Origin of the sequence: Streptomyces sp. SCSIO 75703, assembly GCF_036607905.1 — a bacterium.
Taxonomy (GTDB): Bacteria; Actinomycetota; Actinomycetes; order Streptomycetales; family Streptomycetaceae; genus Streptomyces.
Genome location: NZ_CP144555.1, coordinates 6,584,415 through 6,601,060 on the forward strand (window position 1 = coordinate 6,584,415; position 16,646 = coordinate 6,601,060).

The window sequence follows — 16,646 nt, forward strand, 5'->3', positions numbered from 1 at the left end:
CTTCACACGAACGAGGCCCGCGGAGCGCGCGGTGCGCCCCTCGGGCGGTCGGCGGCCGATGGAGCGGACGCGGACGCCGCGCGCGCCGGCGAACGGCCGGGGCGGGGCGGTCAACGACGCGAACCGTGCCGGGGGTTGGAAAGGCGGCCCCGGCCCGCCGCCCTGCCCCGCCCGGTGCTCCGATCGGTGACCCGCGCCCGCTCGGCGCCGAACGGGCCGCGCCCCGCGGTAACCCTCTTCATATGATCCACAGACGACTTCTCGGGCCGGCCACGAGCCGCCGCACCCGCCGCGCCGTGCCGCTCGCCCTGGCCGCCGCCGCGGCACTGGCCGCGACCGCCCCCGCGAACGCCGCCGCGCCGGGCCGCCTGCCGGGCACCGACTGGGACGCCATCGCCGCCTGCGAGTCCAGCGGCAACTGGAAGGCGAACACCGGCAACGGCTACTACGGCGGCCTCCAGTTCGCCCACTCCAGCTGGATCGCCGCCGGGGGCCTCGCCTACGCCCCGCGCGCCGACCTCGCCACCCGCGCCGAACAGATCGCGGTCGCCGAACGCCTGGCCCGCCTCCAGGGCATGTCGGCCTGGGGCTGCGCCTGACCCGCGCCGCGCGGGGACCGGCGGACCACGAGAGCCCCGTCCCGGTACCGGGGCCGACCCTGGGCCGCCGCACTCGGCACCCCTGAGTACGCGCACTCATCCGGTCCGGCGGCGGCGTGTCTATCGTCGGCCGTGTCGGTGCGCGTCGGGGGAGGGGCGGACATGGGGCGATGGCTCGCGGGGTGGGCGGTCCTGCTGGGCGGGGCGTTGGTGGCCGGGTGCGGGGTGCTCGGGACCGGGGACGACGAGCGGCGGGCACGGGAGGTGGCCGAGCAGGTCCTGCCCGGGAGGCTGACGGTCATCGGGGCGCGGACCCTCGTGCCCGAGACGACCGGGTCGGAGATCACCTTCTCGCTCTCCGACGACCCGGACGCGGCCGTCGTCCTGCGCGTCGACGCGGACGCGGACCGGTGCGACGGCGGCGAGACCTGTGCGGAGGCGCTGCGCGAGGCGGTCCTGCGGGGCCGGTCCCAGGGGGAGCACCTGCGGCTGATGCGGGAGGCGTTCGAGGAGTGCGGGCACCCGGTGATCGCCGTGGACCAGGCGCTCACCACGCCCTGGGTGGAGGCGGCGCCGACCAACCGGAACCTGGACGAGGTGCTCGCGGAGATCGGCGCCTGCGTCGCACGCTGGACCACCGCCCGCGCCGCCCGGCCGGACGCCGAGACCCCGTGGTGGGCGTCCGTCGCCTTCGCCGACCCCGGTACCGCGGCCCGGCTGCCCTTCGCCAAGGGGGACCGGCCGACCCTCCTGCGCCTCACCCACCGGCCCCGGCTCGCCGCCCTCGCCGGCGTGCCGTACCACGTGGCCGCCTACCCGGTCGCGCCCGGCGCCGGCGGCCGGGCGGAGGCCGGGACGCCCACGCTGCGGCTGGTCGCGCCGTTCGCGCAGCGGGAGGCGTTCTCACGGCAGATCGACGCCTCGGTCCTGCCCCGGCTGCGGCGCACCCACCCGGACGCGGTGGCGGCCGGCGGGTCCGGCATGGGCGTCTGGCGGCTCGAACCGGGGCGGATCGACCGGATGCGGGGGCACGTCCTCTTCTGCGCGCGTCCGCCCGCCGACGGCAAGCGCTGCCTCGGGGATCTCGCCGCCGTCGTCACCTCGGACACCGAGGGCCGCCACGCCTCCGTCCTGAAGGTGCTCACGGACATCCGTGACGAGCGCGGGGTGCTCCGTCTCCCTCCGCCGTGACCCGCGTCCTCCGCCGGAGCCGGCCCCGCCGTCCCGGTGGGCACCCGGGACGGCGACGGTCCGACGGCCTACGCGGCCGGGCGCACCGGCGGAGCAGCCCGGCGGCGCACCGTCATCACCAGTGACCGCGGGCGCACCGTGGCCTGGGCGACCGGGCGTACGGACCGGCCCCGGGGCGGTTCGAGGCGTACCCGGCGCACGATGGTGGCCAGGGCGGTCATCACCTCGGTCACGGCGAACCGGTCGCCGATGCACTTGTGCCTGCCCGCGCCGAAGGGCAGGAAGGCGTGCGAGGGCGGGGGCTGGGCGCTGTCGAGCCAGCGGTCGGGGTCGAAACGCAGCGGGTGCGGGAAGAGCGCCGGATCGCGGTGCAACGCGTGCTGGCAGTAGGCGAGTTCGGTGCCGGCGGGCACGGTCCAGGGGCCGAGGGAGGTCTCGGTGACGGTGCGGCGGGTGACGAGCCACCCGGTGTGGTGCAGCCGCAGCACCTCGTCGACGACCCGTCGCAGGTACGTCAGCCGGGGCAGGTCCTCGAAGGCCACCGGCCGTTCTCCCAGGGTCTGTCGCAGTTCGGCGAGGAGCCGGGCCTCGGCGTCGGGGTGGCGGGCGAGTTCGTACAGCGCCCAGGACAGCACGGAGGCCGTGGTCTCGGTGCCGGCGACGGCGAGGGTGAGGATCTCGGAGGCGATCTGGTCCCCGGTGAGCGGCAGTCCGGTCTCCTCGTCGGGGCTGCGCAGCATGAGGGAGAGCATGTCGCCGGTGTCGTGGCCGGTGGCCTCCAGCTCGGCGACGGCCCGGGTGACGGTGGTGCGGACGGCGGCGCGGGCCGCCTCGAAGCGTCGGTTGTGGGGGAGGGGGAGCCGTTCGGCCCAGTCGGGGAGCACGACGCGGATGCCGACCCCCCGCATCACGGTCGACAGGTTCTCCCGCACCCGGCGGAAGGCCTCGTCGTCGAGGCTGCCGGAGAAGACGGTCCTGACGAGCATGTCGAGGCTGAGGTCGACCATCGCGCGGTGCACGTCGAGCCGGCGGCCGGGGCGCCAGCGGTCGACGGCGGCGTCGGCCCGGCGGCGCATGACGGCGACGTAGCCGGCGATCTCGGCGCGGGCGAAGGCCGGCTGGAGCCGTCGCCTGCGGTGGACGTGGGGCCGGCCGGAGGCCGTGACCACGGAGTCGCCGAGCACCTGGCCCATCTTCTCGAAGAACCGGCCCTTGTCGAGGCTCGGTCCGAGGTCGGTCAGCATGGTGCGGATGAGGTCGGGGTCCTGGACGACGAGGGTGCGGGTGCCGGGCTGAAGGCGTATCTCGACGAGGGGACCGTAGAGGGCGCGCAGGGAGGCGATGAAGCCGAGGTTGTCGCGCATGAGCTGTATCGCGTGACCCAGGACGGGGAGGGATCCCGCCGCCCTGGGTATGGGGGGAGGCGCTACGAGCGTCACGGGGGGTGTCACCTTTCGGATCGATCTCGGGCGCTCCATGGCTTCCCTCGCGCGCGCGTGGCTCAATCCGTGCGGTGGCGTGGCGTTCGCCACGTGCGCCGGTGGTGCGCCTGAGGGGTGCGGCGAGGGACCTCGGCGGGGTCCGGAGGTGACGGGGAGAAGGCGGAGCGGAAGCGGCCGCTCCGGTGCCGGGCGGCGTGCGGCGGATTTCGGGGCGGGCCCATGGTGCACGTCCGTGACCTGCGACGTCGCGGGCGGAGTGGGCGGTTCACCGCGGGTGGTGGGGGAGTGGCGTCACCCTCACGACGAAGCGGAATCGGAGAGTCCGGTGTCGAGGCCCCGCATGGTGAACAAAGTTGAACACTGATCGTTCCCAACCGCTCCCAGCTTTACGCTTCTTGACGTAAATTTACCTGATCATGTGGTGATACGATCACCGCGTTTGCGGAGCGGACGGATGGGTGAAAAACGGCATCCCCGACTTCAGGGACGGCCCGGACAGCACCCCGGAACGGGCGTCCGCCGGGCCGCCCGCACGGAGCGGGAACTCGGCCGTCAGTCGCCTGAAGAGAGTCTTATGACGGAATACACAGCGAACCCATTGCTCTGGGTCCTCCTCGTCGCCTTCGTCGCCACCGCCGTGCTGGTCCACCGGCAGCGCAGGACGGCGCGGGCACTGCGGCAGGAGATCCAGAGCCTCACCAGCCACTACACAGAACTGGAGAACGATTACGGGAAGTCCGTGCGCGCGGCGCAGGAGCAGGCCGAGGACGAGACCAAGACCGTCCTGAAGTCCGCCATGCGCACCCTCCAGGGACTCGCCGCCGAGCAGCAGCTCGTGCTCTCCCGGCTGCAGTCCAAGTACGGGGACTCGGCCCTCCTCCAGGACCTCCTGGAGATCGACCACACCAACTCGCAGTTCGGCCGGCGGGCCCAGTCCATCGCGGTGCTCTGCGACGGCTGGCTCGGGGGACGGCGCGACACCGCCTCCGTCTACGACGTGGTGCGCAGCGCACAGGGCCGCATCCGGCACTTCCGCCGGGTGGAGATCCTCTCGCAGGTCGACTTCGGCATCACCAGCCGCGCGGTCGAACCCGTCGCCCTGGCCCTCGCGGAACTCCTCGACAACGCCACGAGCTACTCCAGCCCGGACACCGTCGTCGAGATCAACATCCGCACCGTGCCCAAGGGCATCTGCGTGGTCGTCGACGACGCCGGTGTCGGCATGAGCGACGAGGAGCGGGTCCGCGCCGACAAGCTGCTCGCCAGCGAGCGCGCCTCCGGCGTGGCCGGGCTCGGCAACCCGCCCCAGTTCGGCTTCGCCGTCATCGGCCTGCTGTGCGAACGGTTCGGCTTCGAGGTGTCGGTGGACTCCTCCTCCCCGTACGGAGGTGTACGCGCGGTGGTCCTGCTGCCGCACGACCTGCTCACCGCCATGCCGGAGAAGCAGGCGCCCGCCCCGGCCACCCTGGCCGCGGCCCGCACCGCGCCCGACGGCGGCCCCGAGGCCGCGCTCGCCCCCGCCCGGACCGACGACGGCCTGCCCCGGCGGCGCCGCAAGCGGCCGATGGCGATCGTGCCCGGCAGCGCGCCGGCACCGCGCTCGGCCGCCCGCAGCGACTCGGAACAGGCACGGGTCATGGGGGCCTTCCAACGGGGCACGCAGTCCGGCCGGACCGGCCGGCCCGAGGAGGCGGAGCGGACGAGCAGTAACCCTGGTGCAAGCAGCGAAGGACATGGAGTCTCGTGAACGACGATCTGTCATGGATGCTCGACAGTGCCCTGGAGATTCCCGGGGCCCTGCACGCGGTCCTGATATCCGCGGACGGGCTGCTGATGGCCCGGACGAAGGACTTCGACAAGGACGACGCCGACCGGGTCGCCGCCGCCATGAGCGGGGTGCAGTCGCTCAGCCGCACGCTGGGCTTCTTCTGTGAGGACCCCCAGCACGCCTGGCGGCAGACCCTGGTCGAGTTCGACGGCGGCTGGGTCTTCCTGATCTCCGCCGGCGAGGGCGCCTACCTCGGCGTCTCCGCCTCCCCGGAGGTGGACATGGCGGACATCACCTTCCGGATGCAGCAGCTCGTCGGCCAGCTCGGCAAGCGGCTGACCACACCGCCGCGCGAGAATCTCGGCGCCCGCTCATGACGGGGCACGACGGCTGGCTGCCGGAATCCGCCGAATTAGTACGTCCGTACGTCATCACCAAGGGCCGCGGGCTGCCCGACGAGGAACAGCTCTCGCTCATCACCCTGGTCACGGCGTCGGCCGACCACGCGCAGCGGCCGAACCGGCTGTCCCCCGAAGAGCAGAACATGCTGGAACTCTGCTCCGCCGGCTACCTCTCGGTGGCCGAGATCGCCGGGCACGCCCGGCTGCCCCTCGGCGTGGTGCGCATCCTGCTGGCCTCCCTCAAGGAGGGCGGCTACCTCGTGACCCGCCCGCCGGTGGCCCGCGCGCGCCTCGCCGACAAGGAGATTCTGGAGGAGGTGCTCAATGGTCTCCGCGCCAAATTTGGATGAGCGCGACTACGTGCGCGGCGGGGAGACCCAGACCGCGGTCAAGATCCTCGTCGTGGGCCATTTCGCGGTGGGCAAGACCACGCTCATCGGCTCCATCTCCGAGATCGAGCCGCTGTCCACCGAGGAGACGATGACGCGGGCCGCCGAGGCGGTCGACGACCTCAAGGGGGTCCAGGGCAAGACCACCACCACGGTCGCCATGGACTTCGGCCGGCTGACCATCAGCGACCGCGTCGTGCTCTACCTCTTCGGCACCCCCGGACAGCAGCGCTTCGTGCAGATGTGGGAGGACATGGCCCGCGGCGCGCTCGGCGCCCTGGTGCTGGTCGACCCGGAACGGCTGGCGGACTCCTTCCCCGTGATCGACCTCATCGAACACTACGGGCTCGACTACGCCATCGCCGTCAACCACTTCGACGGCGCTCCGCTGCGCGACGAGCCGGCGCTGCGCGAGGCGCTGGACCTGCTCGACGACACCCCGGTCGTCACCTGCGACGCGCGGGACGAGAAGTCGTCCGCCGCCGCGCTGACCACGCTCGTCCGCCACCTTCTGGACCACACCCGCTAGGAGCTGAGCCCCCCGACATGGACGCTCACGACACCACCTCGGCGCCCCCGCCCGGGTGCCCGGCACACGGCCTGTCCGGCCGCGTGCCGCTGTACGGGCCGGAGTTCGCCGCCGACCCGCAGACGTACTACGCCTACCTGCGCCAGTACGGCCCCACCGCCCCCGTCGAACTCGCCCCCGGCGTCGAGGCGACCCTCGTCACCGACTACGCCGCGGCGCTCCAACTGCTCCAGGACTCCGGCTCCTTCCGCAAGGACGCCCGGCGCTGGCGGGCCTTCAACGAGGGCAAGGTGGGACCGGACAACCCGGTCGCGCCGCTCCTCGCCTACCGGCCCAACTGCATGTTCGCCGACGGCGCCGACCACCTGCGGCTGCGCCAGGCGGTCACCGACAGCATGGCCCGGGTCGACACCCGGCGCCTGAGCCGGAGCACCGAGCAGATCTCCGGCTACCTCATCTCGCAGTTCGGCGCCCGCGGTTCGGCCGACCTGCTCGGCGACTACGCCAAGCAGCTCCCGCTGTTCGTCTTCAACGAACTCTTCGGCTGCCCCGCCGACATCGGCGACCGCGTCCTCTTCGGCATCTCCGGCATGTTCGACGGCATCAACGCCGACAAGGCCACCGAGGTGCTGTTCCAGGCGGTCGGCGAACTGGTGACGCTCAAGCGCTCCCGGCCCGGCGACGACGTCACCTCCTGGCTGATGCGGCACGAGGCCGGCCTGAGCGACGAGGAGATGGTGCACCAGCTCGCCCTGCTGCTGGGCGCCGGCGCCGAGCCGCTGCGCAACCTCATCGGCAACACCCTGCACCGCCTGCTCACGCACGAACGCTACGCGCGCGAGGGCGGCCTGATCGACGAGGCGCTGGACGACACGCTGTGGGAGAACCCGCCCATGGCCAACTACGCCCCGCACTACCCGGCCGCCGACACCGACCTCGCCGGGCAGCCGCTCGAGGAGGGCGAGCTGGTCCTGGTCAGCTTCGCCGCCGCCAACACCGGCCCCGCCCTGGAGGCGTCCCGCCAGGCCGGCAGCAACCGGGCCCACCTGGCCTGGAGCGCGGGCCCGCACGCCTGCCCGTCCAAGGAGCCGGCCCGGCACATCACCGTCACCGCCATCGAGAACCTGCTCAACGAACTCCCCGACGTGCGGCTCGCCGTGCCCGAGGACAGCCTGACCTGGCGGCCGGGACCCTTCCACCGGGCCCTCGCCACGCTGCCCGCCCGCTTCACCCCGGTGCGGCCCCAGCGGACCTCCGGACCGCCCGCCGCCCAGGGCACCGCCGGGCCCGCCGTCGGTGCGCACGCCGAGGCCCCCCGGCCCGGCGAACGGAGCGGACTGTGGAGCCAGTTCCTCAACTGGCTCACACGGTGACATGCGCAACACCCTGCGCGCCGGCTGTTTTCGCATAAACGTTCAACGGCTGGGGTAGTGAGCAACGCGGCATTCAAGTTGCTTACGAGCAAAAGGAGGTGTCGTGGACCACATACCCACGAACGCCGCTTTCCCCCCGGTGAGCTCCCCGGTACCCGCCCGGAAGGGCGGGTACCTTTTTGTGTGCCCGTGGCGAGGGGTGGACCGGTGACCGCCGCACCCGTCCGCGCCGATCTGCCCGCAGCCACCCTCACCGAGCACACCACCGGACAACTGCGAAGACTGGCGGCCCTCGCGGGCCTGTCGGAGGCCGACACCGCGACCTACGCCGACGTCCTGACCGAGGCCCTCGGCCCGGTGGGCGCCCGCTCGCTCGACCTGCCGCCCCCCGACCGCACCTTCCTGTCCGACGACCACACCCCGGTGGAGTTCTCCCTCTCCCTCCAGCCGGGCACGGCACCCTCCCTGCGGGTCCTGCTGGAACCGGGCTGCGGCGCAGACGGCCTGGACCGCAACGGCCGCATCGGGCTCGCCGCCATCCGGGCCATGGCCAGGCGCTGGAACTTCTCCACCGGCCCGCTCGACGCCGTCCGCGACCTCTTCCTGCCACCCTCTCCGCAGGGCCCCCTGGCGCTGTGGTGCGCCCTGGAGCTGAGGCCGGGCGGAGTGCCCCGCGTCAAGGTCTACCTCAATCCCGCGGCCCTGCGGGTGAAACGTTCCTTCTGGACCGTGCGCGAGGCCATGGAACGGCTCGGCCACGGCCGGGCCTTCGCCTCGCTGGCGCGCGCCGACGGCTACCCGTTCGTCGCGCTGGACCTCGGGGACTGGGAGGAACCCCGGCTGAAGGTCTACGCCCGGCACGACGACCTGACCGCGGGCCGGGCCGGACGCCTGTCCCGCATGGACCCCGGACCCGACGCCGCGGCGGTCGAGGACTTCTTCCTCACCGCGGCGGGCGGCGGCCGGGAGGTGACCCGGCTCAGCAGGCGGCCCGGACTGACCTGCCACGCCTTCACCGAGACCGGCGCCGCGCGGCCCAGCGGCTTCACCCTCCACATCCCCGTCCGGGACTACGCCCGGCACGACGGGGAGGTGCTGGAGCGGGCCGGACGCGTGCTGGCCCGGTACGGCATGGACACCGCGGTGCTGCCCCGCGCCCTGTCCGCCGTCACCGGGCGGCGGCCGGAGGACGGGGTGGGACTGATCGCCTACCTGGCCCTGGCCCATCAGCACGGCCGCGCGCCGCGGGTGACGGCCTACCTCTCCTCGGAGGCGTACGCGGTCCGCCCGCCGGCCCTGGCACGGCCCCGCCACGTGAACGCCGTGCGGTAGCCGGCCCGACGGCGCGGGGGCCCCGGCGGACGTCCGCCGGGGCCCCCGCGCCGTCGGGGGAGGTGAGGCGCCGACGGCCCAGGCGGGCTCAGACCTTCAGCGCCTCACGGAACTCCGCGAGGTACGCGCCCACGTCGACCTGGATCGAGGCGCCCTGCGTCAGGCCGTACCGCTCGGTGATCCCGCCGAGGTAGGCGGTGATCTCCGCGCGCATCTCGTCGGCCGGGGGCAGCACGTCCTCGCCGTCGACGAGGCCCGCCACCCAGCGGGCCTGGGCCTCCACCAGACGCGTGATCGCGCCCACCGGCCGCACCAGGCCGACGAAGTACAGGCCCTCGGCGCCGGGCGGGACGACGCGCCGGTACAACTCCACCGGGCCCTCCGAAGACGCCGGGCAACCGGCGGGCAGGAAGGGGAAGTCCAGCCGGAAACCGGTGCAGTGGACGACCGCGTCCGCGGCCACCCGGGTGCCGTCGGTGAAGACCACCTCCTCGCCCTCGAAGGCGGCGATGGCGGGCTTCGGGGTGACGGCGCCGTGCCGGATGCGGCTGAGGATCTCGTCCGAGAGAGTCACGGCCGAGGAGAAGACCGGGTGGTCGGGCTCGGGCAGTCCGTAGTCCGCGAGGCGGCCCCGGGAGACGTAGAGGGCCTGCTCCACGAAACGGCGCTGCTCGGCGAGGGTCATCTCGCTCCACCAGGGCGCCTCGGCGATCTCGTCGACCGACTTGCCGAAGAGCTGCTTGGGCACGATGTGCAGTCCCCGGCGCACCGAGAGGACCGTCTGCCGGGCGTGCCGGGAGAGGTCCGCCGCGATGTCCACCGCGGAGGCGCCGAGGCCGACCACGACGACGTGCCGGTCCGCGAAGTCGGCGCCGCTGTGGAAGTCCAGCGAGTGCAGAATCGTTCCGGTGAACGAGTCGGCGCCCGGCGGGAGGGGGTCGGGCAGCGCGGGCTTCTCGTGGTGCCCGGAGGCGACGACGACGTGCTCGAACCGCCGGGAGACCGGCGCGCCGGAGGCGTCACGGCCGGCCACGGTCCAGGTGCCGTCGGCCTCCCGGCGGACGGAGGTCACCTCGGTGCGCAGTTCGACGTGGTCCAGCACCCCCGTCGACTCGGCGAAGGAGCGCAGGTAGGCGGCGAACTGACTGTGCCGCGGGTACAGCGGGTACTCCTCCGGCATCGGGAAGCCGTCGTAGGCGGTGAGCTGCTTCGCGGTGTTCAGGTGCAGCGTCTCGTATCCCGGGCCCCGTTCACCGGCGCCGGGCCGGCGCCAGATGCCGCCGACGTCGGAGGACCTCTCCAGGCAGACGAAGTCGATGCCCCGCTCCTTGAGGGAACGAGCCACCGCCAGTCCCGACAGACCGGCACCGATCACACACACACGCACGGGTTTCCCCCAAGGACGGTACTTTCTCCCCCGATCACGCAGTGACTGCCCAGCCGGACTTCACCGCACACCAGTACGGCGTGGACGGGAGCGTGTTCGTGCTCACGTTTCCCCCGGGCACCAGGGGCCTCGCCGGTTTCGCCGCCGGCGACGGGAGGCCCACCGGCCCCGGGAACCAGCCCGGGGGCGGCGGGCACCGGCCGGCGGCCCCGGGCCGGTCAGGCGCGGCGCAGGTCCCGGACCCGCCGGATCTTGCCGACCGAGCGCTCCAGCGTCTCGGGGGCGACGATCTCCACCTCGACGCTCAGCCCGGCACCGTCCTTGACGCCCCGTCCGATCGCCGCGGCGGCGGCCTCGCGCACCCCGGGCCCGGCGTCGGCGCGGGCCTCGACCCGGACCGTCATGTGGTCCATGCGCCCGCGCTCGGTCAGCAGGATCTGGAAGTGCGGCGCCACCCCGGGGGTGCGGAGGACGACCTCCTCGATCTGGGTGGGGAAGACGTTCACCCCGCGCAGGATGATCATGTCGTCGCAGCGGCCGGTGACCTTCCGCATCCGGCGGAAGGCGGACCGGGCGGTCCCGGGCAGCAGTGTCGACAGGTCCCGGGTGCGGTAGCGGATGACGGGCAGCGCCTCCTTGGTCAGGGAGGTGAACACCAGCTCGCCCTCCTCGCCGTCGGGCCGTACGGCGTCCGTGAACGGATCGACCACCTCCGGGAGGAAGTGGTCCTCCCACACGTGCAGGCCGTCCTTGGTCTCCACGCACTCCTGCGCCACCCCCGGGCCGATCACCTCGGAGAGTCCGTAGATGTCGACGGCGTGGATGCCGGCCCGCTCCTCGATCTCCCGGCGCATCTCCTCGGTCCACGGCTCGGCGCCGAAGACGCCGACCTCCAGCGAACTGGCGCGCGGGTCGATGCCCTGCCGCTCGAACTCGTCGAGCAGCGTGAGCATGTACGAGGGGGTGACCATGATGATCTCGGGCCGGAAGTCGTCGATGATCTGTACCTGACGGGCCGTCATGCCGCCGGAGGCCGGTATCACCGTGCAGCCGGCGCGCTCGGCGCCGTAGTGCGCGCCCAGTCCGCCGGTGAACAGCCCGTAGCCGTAGGAGACGTGCACCTTGTGTCCCGGGCGTGCGCCGGCGGCGCGGAGGGAGCGGGCGACCAGGTCCGCCCACATCGACAGGTCGTTCTCGGTGTACCCGACGACCGTGGGACGCCCGGTGGTGCCGCTGGAGGCGTGGATACGGCGCACCTCGGACATGGGGACGGCGAACATGCCGAACGGGTAGGTGTCCCGCAGGTCGTCCTTGGTGGTGAAGGGGAAGCGGGCCAGATCGGCCAGGGTGCGGCAGTCGTCCGGGCCGACGCCGGCCGCGTCGAACTTCCGCCGGTACAGCTCCACGTTCTCGTAGGCGTGCCGCAGCGTCGCGCGCAGGCGGCCGAGCTGGAGCGCCTCCAGTTCGGGGCGGGCCAGGCGCTCGGCGTCGTCCCGCAGCGCGTCGGGCAGGGGCGGCCCGAGGCGGGGCGCGGGGTCCGTGGTGACCGTCGGCTCGCCGTTCATCGCGCTCCCCCGCCCGTCGTCTCCGCCCCGTCGCGCGGCGCCGCCGCCCGTACGGCGCGACTGCGTCCGCGGAACTCGGCGATCACCTCGTCGCCGCGCCGCACCGTCACGTCGCAGACCCCGCTGCGGCCGTACCGGGTGCGCTCCTCGGCGCGCGCCACCAGTACGTCGCCCTCGTGCGCGGGCGCGGTGAAGACGATGTCGGCGCCGGCCGCGACGGTGACCGGGCCGTGGCTGTTGCAGGCGCAGGCGAAGGCGGTGTCCGCGAGCAGGAAGACGTAACCGCCGTGGGCGATCCCGTGTCCGTTCACCATCGAGGGGGTCACCGTCATGCGCAGCACGGCGGTGCCCTCGCCCTGCTCCAGCAGCGCGATGCCCAGCCCGCGGGACGCCTCGTCCGCCGCGAACATCGTCTCCGCCGGAGTCTCCGTGGCCTCTGCCACCATCTCCACCACCTCGTGTCCCGACCGACCATTCGGTGCGTTCTCGGCTCGCCCAGTAATCCAGCCGCATACTTCCCCTGTCAAGGGGTGGGTGGCGCGATCAGCGCCGGCCCCTACCGGGCGGCCGGCGGCGGTCGCGGGTCTTGCCGGACGCCCCGAAACACGGCACACTGAGACCGAACGAATGGTCGGTTGGGAAGCGGGGAGCGATGACGACACCATCCGCCGAGGCGCCGTCCCCGGAGCGGCTCCAGGAGCGCTTCGACGAGACGATCGCGCACGACCAGCGGATCGAGCCGCGCGACTGGATGCCCGACGCGTACCGCGGGACGCTCGTGCGCCAGATCGCCCAGCACGCGCACTCGGAGATCATCGGCATGCAGCCCGAGGGCGAGTGGATCACCCGCGCCCCGTCGCTGCGCCGCAAGGCGATCCTCCTCGCCAAGGTCCAGGACGAGGCCGGCCACGGGCTCTACCTCTACTCCGCCGCCGAGACGCTGGGCACCGACCGCGCCGAGCTGACCCAGCGGCTGATCGAGGGCCGGCAGAAATACTCGTCGATCTTCAACTACCCGACGCTCACCTTCGCCGACGTCGGCGTCATCGGCTGGCTCGTGGACGGCGCCGCGATCTGCAACCAGGTCCCCCTGTGCCGCAGCTCCTACGGGCCCTACGCCCGCGCGATGGTCCGCATCTGCAAGGAGGAGTCCTTCCACCAGCGCCAGGGCTACGAACTGCTGATGACGATGATGCGCGGCACCGACGCCCAGCGCGCGATGGTCCAGGACGCGGTCGACCGCTGGTGGTGGCCCTCCCTGATGATGTTCGGCCCGCCCGACGACGCCTCGCCCAACTCCGCCCGGTCCATGGCCTGGAAGATCAAACGGCACAGCAACGACGAACTGCGCCGCCGCTTCGTCGACATGACCGTCCCGCAGGCCGAGAAGCTCGGCGTCACCCTGCCCGACCCCGACCTGCGCCGCGACGAGGAGACCGGCCGGTACGCCTTCGGCACCCCCGACTGGGACGAGCTGATGCGTGTCATCAAGGGCGACGGCCCCTGCAACGCCGAGCGGATGGCCCGGCGGCGCTCCGCCCACGAGGACGGCGCCTGGGTCCGCGAGGCCGCCACCGCCCACGCGGCCAGGCAGGCCGCCCGCGCACGGAAGGAAACGGCCGCATGACCGCCGAAGAACACGGCTGGCCCCTGTACGAGGTGTTCGTCCGCGGCAAGCGCGGCCTCAACCACGTCCACGTCGGCTCCCTGCACGCCGCCGACGACACCATGGCCCTCACCCACGCCCGCGACCTCTACACCCGGCGCAACGAGGGCGTCAGCATCTGGGTGGTGCGTTCCGAGCACATCGCCGCCTCCACCCGCGACGAGAAGGACCCCTTCTTCGCGCCCAGCGCCGACAAGGTCTACCGGCACCCCACCTTCTACGACATCCCCGGCGACGTCCCCCACATCTAGGAGCAGGGCATGAGCGACGACCACGTCTACATGAGCCTCGCCGAGGGACACGAGGACGACGCGCGCTGGGCCTACGGCACCGGCTTCGAGGACCCCCTGCACGGCGTGGACACCACCGTGCCCGAGGGTGTCGACGCCGCCGCCCTGGCCGCCGACTGCGTGGCCCTCGCCGACGACGCCCTGGTGCTGGCCCAGCGGCTGGCCGAGTGGATCACCCGCGCCCCCGAGCTGGAGGAGGAGGTCGCGCTCGCCAACATCGGCCTCGACCTCCTCGGCCAGGCCCGCCTGCTCTACTCCCGCGCCGGACAGACCGACGGCACCGGCCGCGACGAGGACGCCTACGCCTACTTCCGCGACCCCGCCGACTTCCGCAACGTCCGCCTCGCCGAACTGCCCCGCGACGACTTCGCGTTCGCGGTCGCCCGGCTGCTGGTCCTCTCCGCCTGGCGGCTGGAGCACTTCCGGCGCCTGACCGCCCACCCCGACCCCGTCCTGGCCGCCGTCGCCGCCAAGGGCGTCAAGGAACTGACGTACCACCGCCAGTACGCCGCTGAGTGGGTGGTCCGCCTCGGCGACGGCACCCCGGAGTCCCACCGCAGGATGCGCGCCGCCCTGGACCGCGTCGCCCCCTACCTGGGCGAACTCTTCACCGCCTGCGACGTGCGCGAAGAGGTCGTCGCCGTCCTCCGGCAGGTCACCGAGGCCGCCGGGCTCCCGCTGCCCGACGGCCGGCCGCTGCCCGGCTCGGGCCGCGACGGCGACCACACCGAACACCTCGCCCCGCTCCTGGCCGAACTGCAGAGCGTGGCCCGGGCCCATCCGGAGGCGACATGGTGACCGCCGCTCCCGACGTCCGCCGCGCCCGCCACGTCGCCGAGCAGGTGCCCGACCCCGAACTGCCCATGCTCACCCTGGCCGACCTGGGCGTCCTGCGCGACGTCGACGTCACCGGGGACGGTACCGTGGTCGCCAGCCTCACCCCCACCTACTCCGGCTGTCCCGCCATGGCCGAGATGCGGGCGGACGTCGCGGCCCGGCTGCGCGCGGCCGGCTACCCGCGCGTGGAGATCCGCACGGTCCTCGACCCGCCGTGGACCAGCGACTGGATCACCGAGTCCGGCCGCCGCAAGCTCACCGAGCACGGCATCGCCCCGCCCGGCGCCGCGCCCCGGGGCCCCGTCCCGCTGGTCCTCGCGCCCACCCGCCGCACCGTGCCCTGCCCCCGCTGCGGGGCGGCGGACACCGAGGAGACCTCCCGCTTCGCCGCCACGTCCTGCAAGGCGCTGTGGCGCTGCCGGTCCTGCCGCGAGCCGTTCGAGTACGTCAAGGAGATCTGATGGCCCCGACCGCCCCCGCCTCGGAGGCGCCCGCGCGTCCCCGCCGCCGGCCGGCCTTCCACCGCCTGCGCGTCGCCGCCGTCCGGCGGCTCTGCGCGGACGCGGTGGCCGTCAGCTTCGACGTACCCGAGGACCTGGCCGAGGAGTTCGCCTTCGCGCCCGGCCAGTCGCTCACCCTGCGCCGCGAGATCGACGGCCGCGACGAGCGCCGCTCGTACTCGATCTGCTCACCGGCCGGCACTCCGCCCCGCATCGGCGTACGGGCCGTGCCCGGCGGCCTGTTCTCCTCCTGGCTGGTCGAGGAGGTGCGCCCCGGCGACACCGTCGAGGTGATGGCGCCCACCGGCCGCTTCACCCCCGACCTCGCCACCCCCGGCCACCACGTGCTGGTCGCCGCGGGCTCCGGCATCACGCCGATGCTCTCCATAGCCGAGTCGGCGCTCGCCGCCGACGACCGCTCCACCGTCACCCTCTTCTACGGCAACCGGCGCACCGACACCGTCATGTTCGCCGAGGACCTGGCGGACCTGAAGGACCTCTACCCGGCCCGCTTCCAACTGGCCCACGTGCTCTCCCGCGAACCCCGCGAGGCCGAGGTGCTCTCCGGACGGCTGGACGCCGAGCGGCTCTCCGCCCTCATCGGCGCCCTCGTCGACGTGGACCGCGCCGACCACTGGTGGCTGTGCGGACCGCAGGGCATGGTCGCCGACGCCCAGCGGGTCCTGGCCGGCCTCGGCGTCGGCGCCGACCGCGTCCACCGCGAACTCTTCTTCGCCGAGGACGAACCGGTGCGCGAGATCCGCCACGAGGACGCCGGCCCCGCCGGACCCGTCAGCCGGGTCACCCTCACCCTCGACGGCCGTTCCACCACCGCCGACCTCCCCCGGGACCGCAGCATCCTCGACGGCGCCCAGGCCACCCGCCCCGACCTGCCCTTCGCCTGCAAGGGCGGCGTCTGCGGCACCTGCCGCGCCCTCGTCACCGGCGGCGAGGCCGAGATGCGCCGCAACTTCGCCCTGGAACCGGCCGAGGTCGACGCCGGGTACGTGCTGACCTGCCAGTCGTACCCGGTCACCGAGACGCTGACGGTGGACTACGACGGCTGACGGCTCCCCCGGCACGAGCCGTGGGGGAGGGGCCCTCGGACCGCCCCGGCGCGGCACCCCCGGGCCGAGGCGGTCGGGCGCACCCGGGCAGACTCCGCAGAGCAGGCGCACGGACCCTCCGCGTCCGGAAGCGGACGGGTCCGCGGGGCCGAGGGGGAGCGCGCCCAGGCCGGGGAGAAGGCCGGCGCGACAACACGCTGGGCGCCGCTCCCCGGGGCCGGCCCCTTTCCGCGCTCCTTCCGGAAGTCTCGGAGGCTCGCGCCGCCGGCGGGGGCCCCGGGTGGTGGCGGGTGCCGGTGGCCGGGGTGCC

General features: G+C 73.6%; 17 protein-coding genes. 13 read left to right on the forward strand and 4 right to left on the reverse strand.

Features of this window, described 5'->3' with window-relative positions; genetic code table 11:
* Positions 1-242: 242 nt before the first annotated feature.
* Both VM636_RS28980 and VM636_RS28985 read left to right on the forward strand, forming a co-directional pair.
* A complete protein-coding gene (locus VM636_RS28980) occupies positions 243-599 on the forward strand; it encodes a transglycosylase family protein (protein WP_030419339.1) in 357 nt (118 codons plus the stop codon).
* A 162-nt stretch (positions 600-761) separates the two neighbouring features.
* On the forward strand, positions 762-1,790 hold the full coding sequence (locus tag VM636_RS28985) for a hypothetical protein (RefSeq protein ID WP_338486054.1): 1,029 nt from the start codon (positions 762-764) through the stop codon (positions 1,788-1,790).
* Between the two features lie 68 nt (positions 1,791-1,858).
* Here the strand turns inward: VM636_RS28985 and VM636_RS28990 are convergent, their stop codons facing one another.
* Positions 1,859-3,268 (reverse strand): cytochrome P450, encoded by a 1,410-nt coding sequence (locus VM636_RS28990; RefSeq protein WP_338486056.1) that lies wholly within the window; start codon positions 3,266-3,268, stop codon positions 1,859-1,861.
* A gap of 538 nt (positions 3,269-3,806) precedes the next feature.
* On the opposite strand from VM636_RS28990, the gene VM636_RS28995 reads away from it, so the two are divergent.
* The 6 genes from VM636_RS28995 (at position 3,807) to VM636_RS29020 (ending at position 9,024) form a co-directional block, all read left to right on the forward strand.
* Positions 3,807-4,979: an ATP-binding protein gene (locus tag VM636_RS28995; protein ID WP_030419342.1), complete on the forward strand. Its 1,173-nt coding sequence runs from the start codon at positions 3,807-3,809 to the stop codon at positions 4,977-4,979.
* The gene (locus VM636_RS29000) at positions 4,976-5,377 is read left to right on the forward strand and encodes a roadblock/LC7 domain-containing protein (RefSeq protein WP_030419343.1); all 402 of its coding nucleotides are present in this window, start codon (positions 4,976-4,978) and stop codon (positions 5,375-5,377) included. The genes VM636_RS28995 and VM636_RS29000 overlap by 4 nt, the downstream gene beginning before the upstream one ends.
* The gene (locus VM636_RS29005; protein WP_030419344.1) at positions 5,374-5,751 is read left to right on the forward strand and encodes a DUF742 domain-containing protein; all 378 of its coding nucleotides are present in this window, start codon (positions 5,374-5,376) and stop codon (positions 5,749-5,751) included. The genes VM636_RS29000 and VM636_RS29005 overlap by 4 nt, the downstream gene beginning before the upstream one ends.
* Positions 5,726-6,319 (forward strand): ATP/GTP-binding protein, encoded by a 594-nt coding sequence (locus tag VM636_RS29010; protein WP_030419345.1) that lies wholly within the window; start codon positions 5,726-5,728, stop codon positions 6,317-6,319. The genes VM636_RS29005 and VM636_RS29010 overlap by 26 nt, the downstream gene beginning before the upstream one ends.
* Positions 6,320-6,336: 17 nt before the next feature.
* On the forward strand, positions 6,337-7,692 hold the full coding sequence (locus VM636_RS29015; RefSeq protein ID WP_030419346.1) for a cytochrome P450: 1,356 nt from the start codon (positions 6,337-6,339) through the stop codon (positions 7,690-7,692).
* Between the two features lie 207 nt (positions 7,693-7,899).
* Positions 7,900-9,024 (forward strand): tryptophan dimethylallyltransferase family protein, encoded by a 1,125-nt coding sequence (locus tag VM636_RS29020; protein ID WP_037857696.1) that lies wholly within the window; start codon positions 7,900-7,902, stop codon positions 9,022-9,024.
* Between the two features lie 88 nt (positions 9,025-9,112).
* On the opposite strand, the gene VM636_RS29025 is transcribed toward VM636_RS29020, so the two are convergent.
* The 3 genes from VM636_RS29025 to paaI all read right to left on the reverse strand — a co-directional run bounded on the left by VM636_RS29025 (position 9,113) and on the right by paaI (position 12,422).
* Positions 9,113-10,411: an NAD(P)-binding domain-containing protein gene (locus tag VM636_RS29025; protein WP_338486061.1), complete on the reverse strand. Its 1,299-nt coding sequence runs from the start codon at positions 10,409-10,411 to the stop codon at positions 9,113-9,115.
* Positions 10,412-10,629: 218 nt separating this feature from the next.
* Positions 10,630-11,976 carry a phenylacetate--CoA ligase PaaK gene (gene paaK, locus VM636_RS29030; protein WP_338486063.1) on the reverse strand — a complete coding sequence of 449 codons (1,347 nt, stop codon included), beginning with the start codon at positions 11,974-11,976 and terminating at the stop codon, positions 10,630-10,632.
* The gene (paaI, locus tag VM636_RS29035; RefSeq protein WP_338486065.1) at positions 11,973-12,422 is read right to left on the reverse strand and encodes a hydroxyphenylacetyl-CoA thioesterase PaaI; all 450 of its coding nucleotides are present in this window, start codon (positions 12,420-12,422) and stop codon (positions 11,973-11,975) included. The genes paaK and paaI overlap by 4 nt, the downstream gene beginning before the upstream one ends.
* A gap of 206 nt (positions 12,423-12,628) precedes the next feature.
* On the opposite strand from paaI, the gene paaA reads away from it, so the two are divergent.
* From paaA to paaE, 5 genes are read left to right on the forward strand one after another with little or no spacing between them, the layout of a single operon-like run.
* Positions 12,629-13,603 (forward strand): 1,2-phenylacetyl-CoA epoxidase subunit PaaA, encoded by a 975-nt coding sequence (paaA, locus tag VM636_RS29040; protein ID WP_338486067.1) that lies wholly within the window; start codon positions 12,629-12,631, stop codon positions 13,601-13,603.
* Positions 13,600-13,893, forward strand: a complete 294-nt coding sequence (paaB, locus tag VM636_RS29045) for a 1,2-phenylacetyl-CoA epoxidase subunit PaaB (RefSeq protein WP_030419352.1) — start codon at positions 13,600-13,602, stop codon at positions 13,891-13,893. Before paaA ends, paaB begins: the two co-directional genes overlap by 4 nt.
* Before the next feature lie 9 nt (positions 13,894-13,902).
* Positions 13,903-14,730 carry a 1,2-phenylacetyl-CoA epoxidase subunit PaaC gene (paaC, locus tag VM636_RS29050; RefSeq protein WP_030419353.1) on the forward strand — a complete coding sequence of 276 codons (828 nt, stop codon included), beginning with the start codon at positions 13,903-13,905 and terminating at the stop codon, positions 14,728-14,730.
* Entirely contained in the window at positions 14,724-15,230 is a 507-nt protein-coding gene (paaD, locus tag VM636_RS29055; protein WP_053914311.1) for a 1,2-phenylacetyl-CoA epoxidase subunit PaaD, read from the forward strand. Before paaC ends, paaD begins: the two co-directional genes overlap by 7 nt.
* Positions 15,230-16,336: a 1,2-phenylacetyl-CoA epoxidase subunit PaaE gene (paaE, locus tag VM636_RS29060; protein WP_030419355.1), complete on the forward strand. Its 1,107-nt coding sequence runs from the start codon at positions 15,230-15,232 to the stop codon at positions 16,334-16,336. The genes paaD and paaE overlap by 1 nt, the downstream gene beginning before the upstream one ends.
* Positions 16,337-16,646 lie beyond the last annotated feature (310 nt).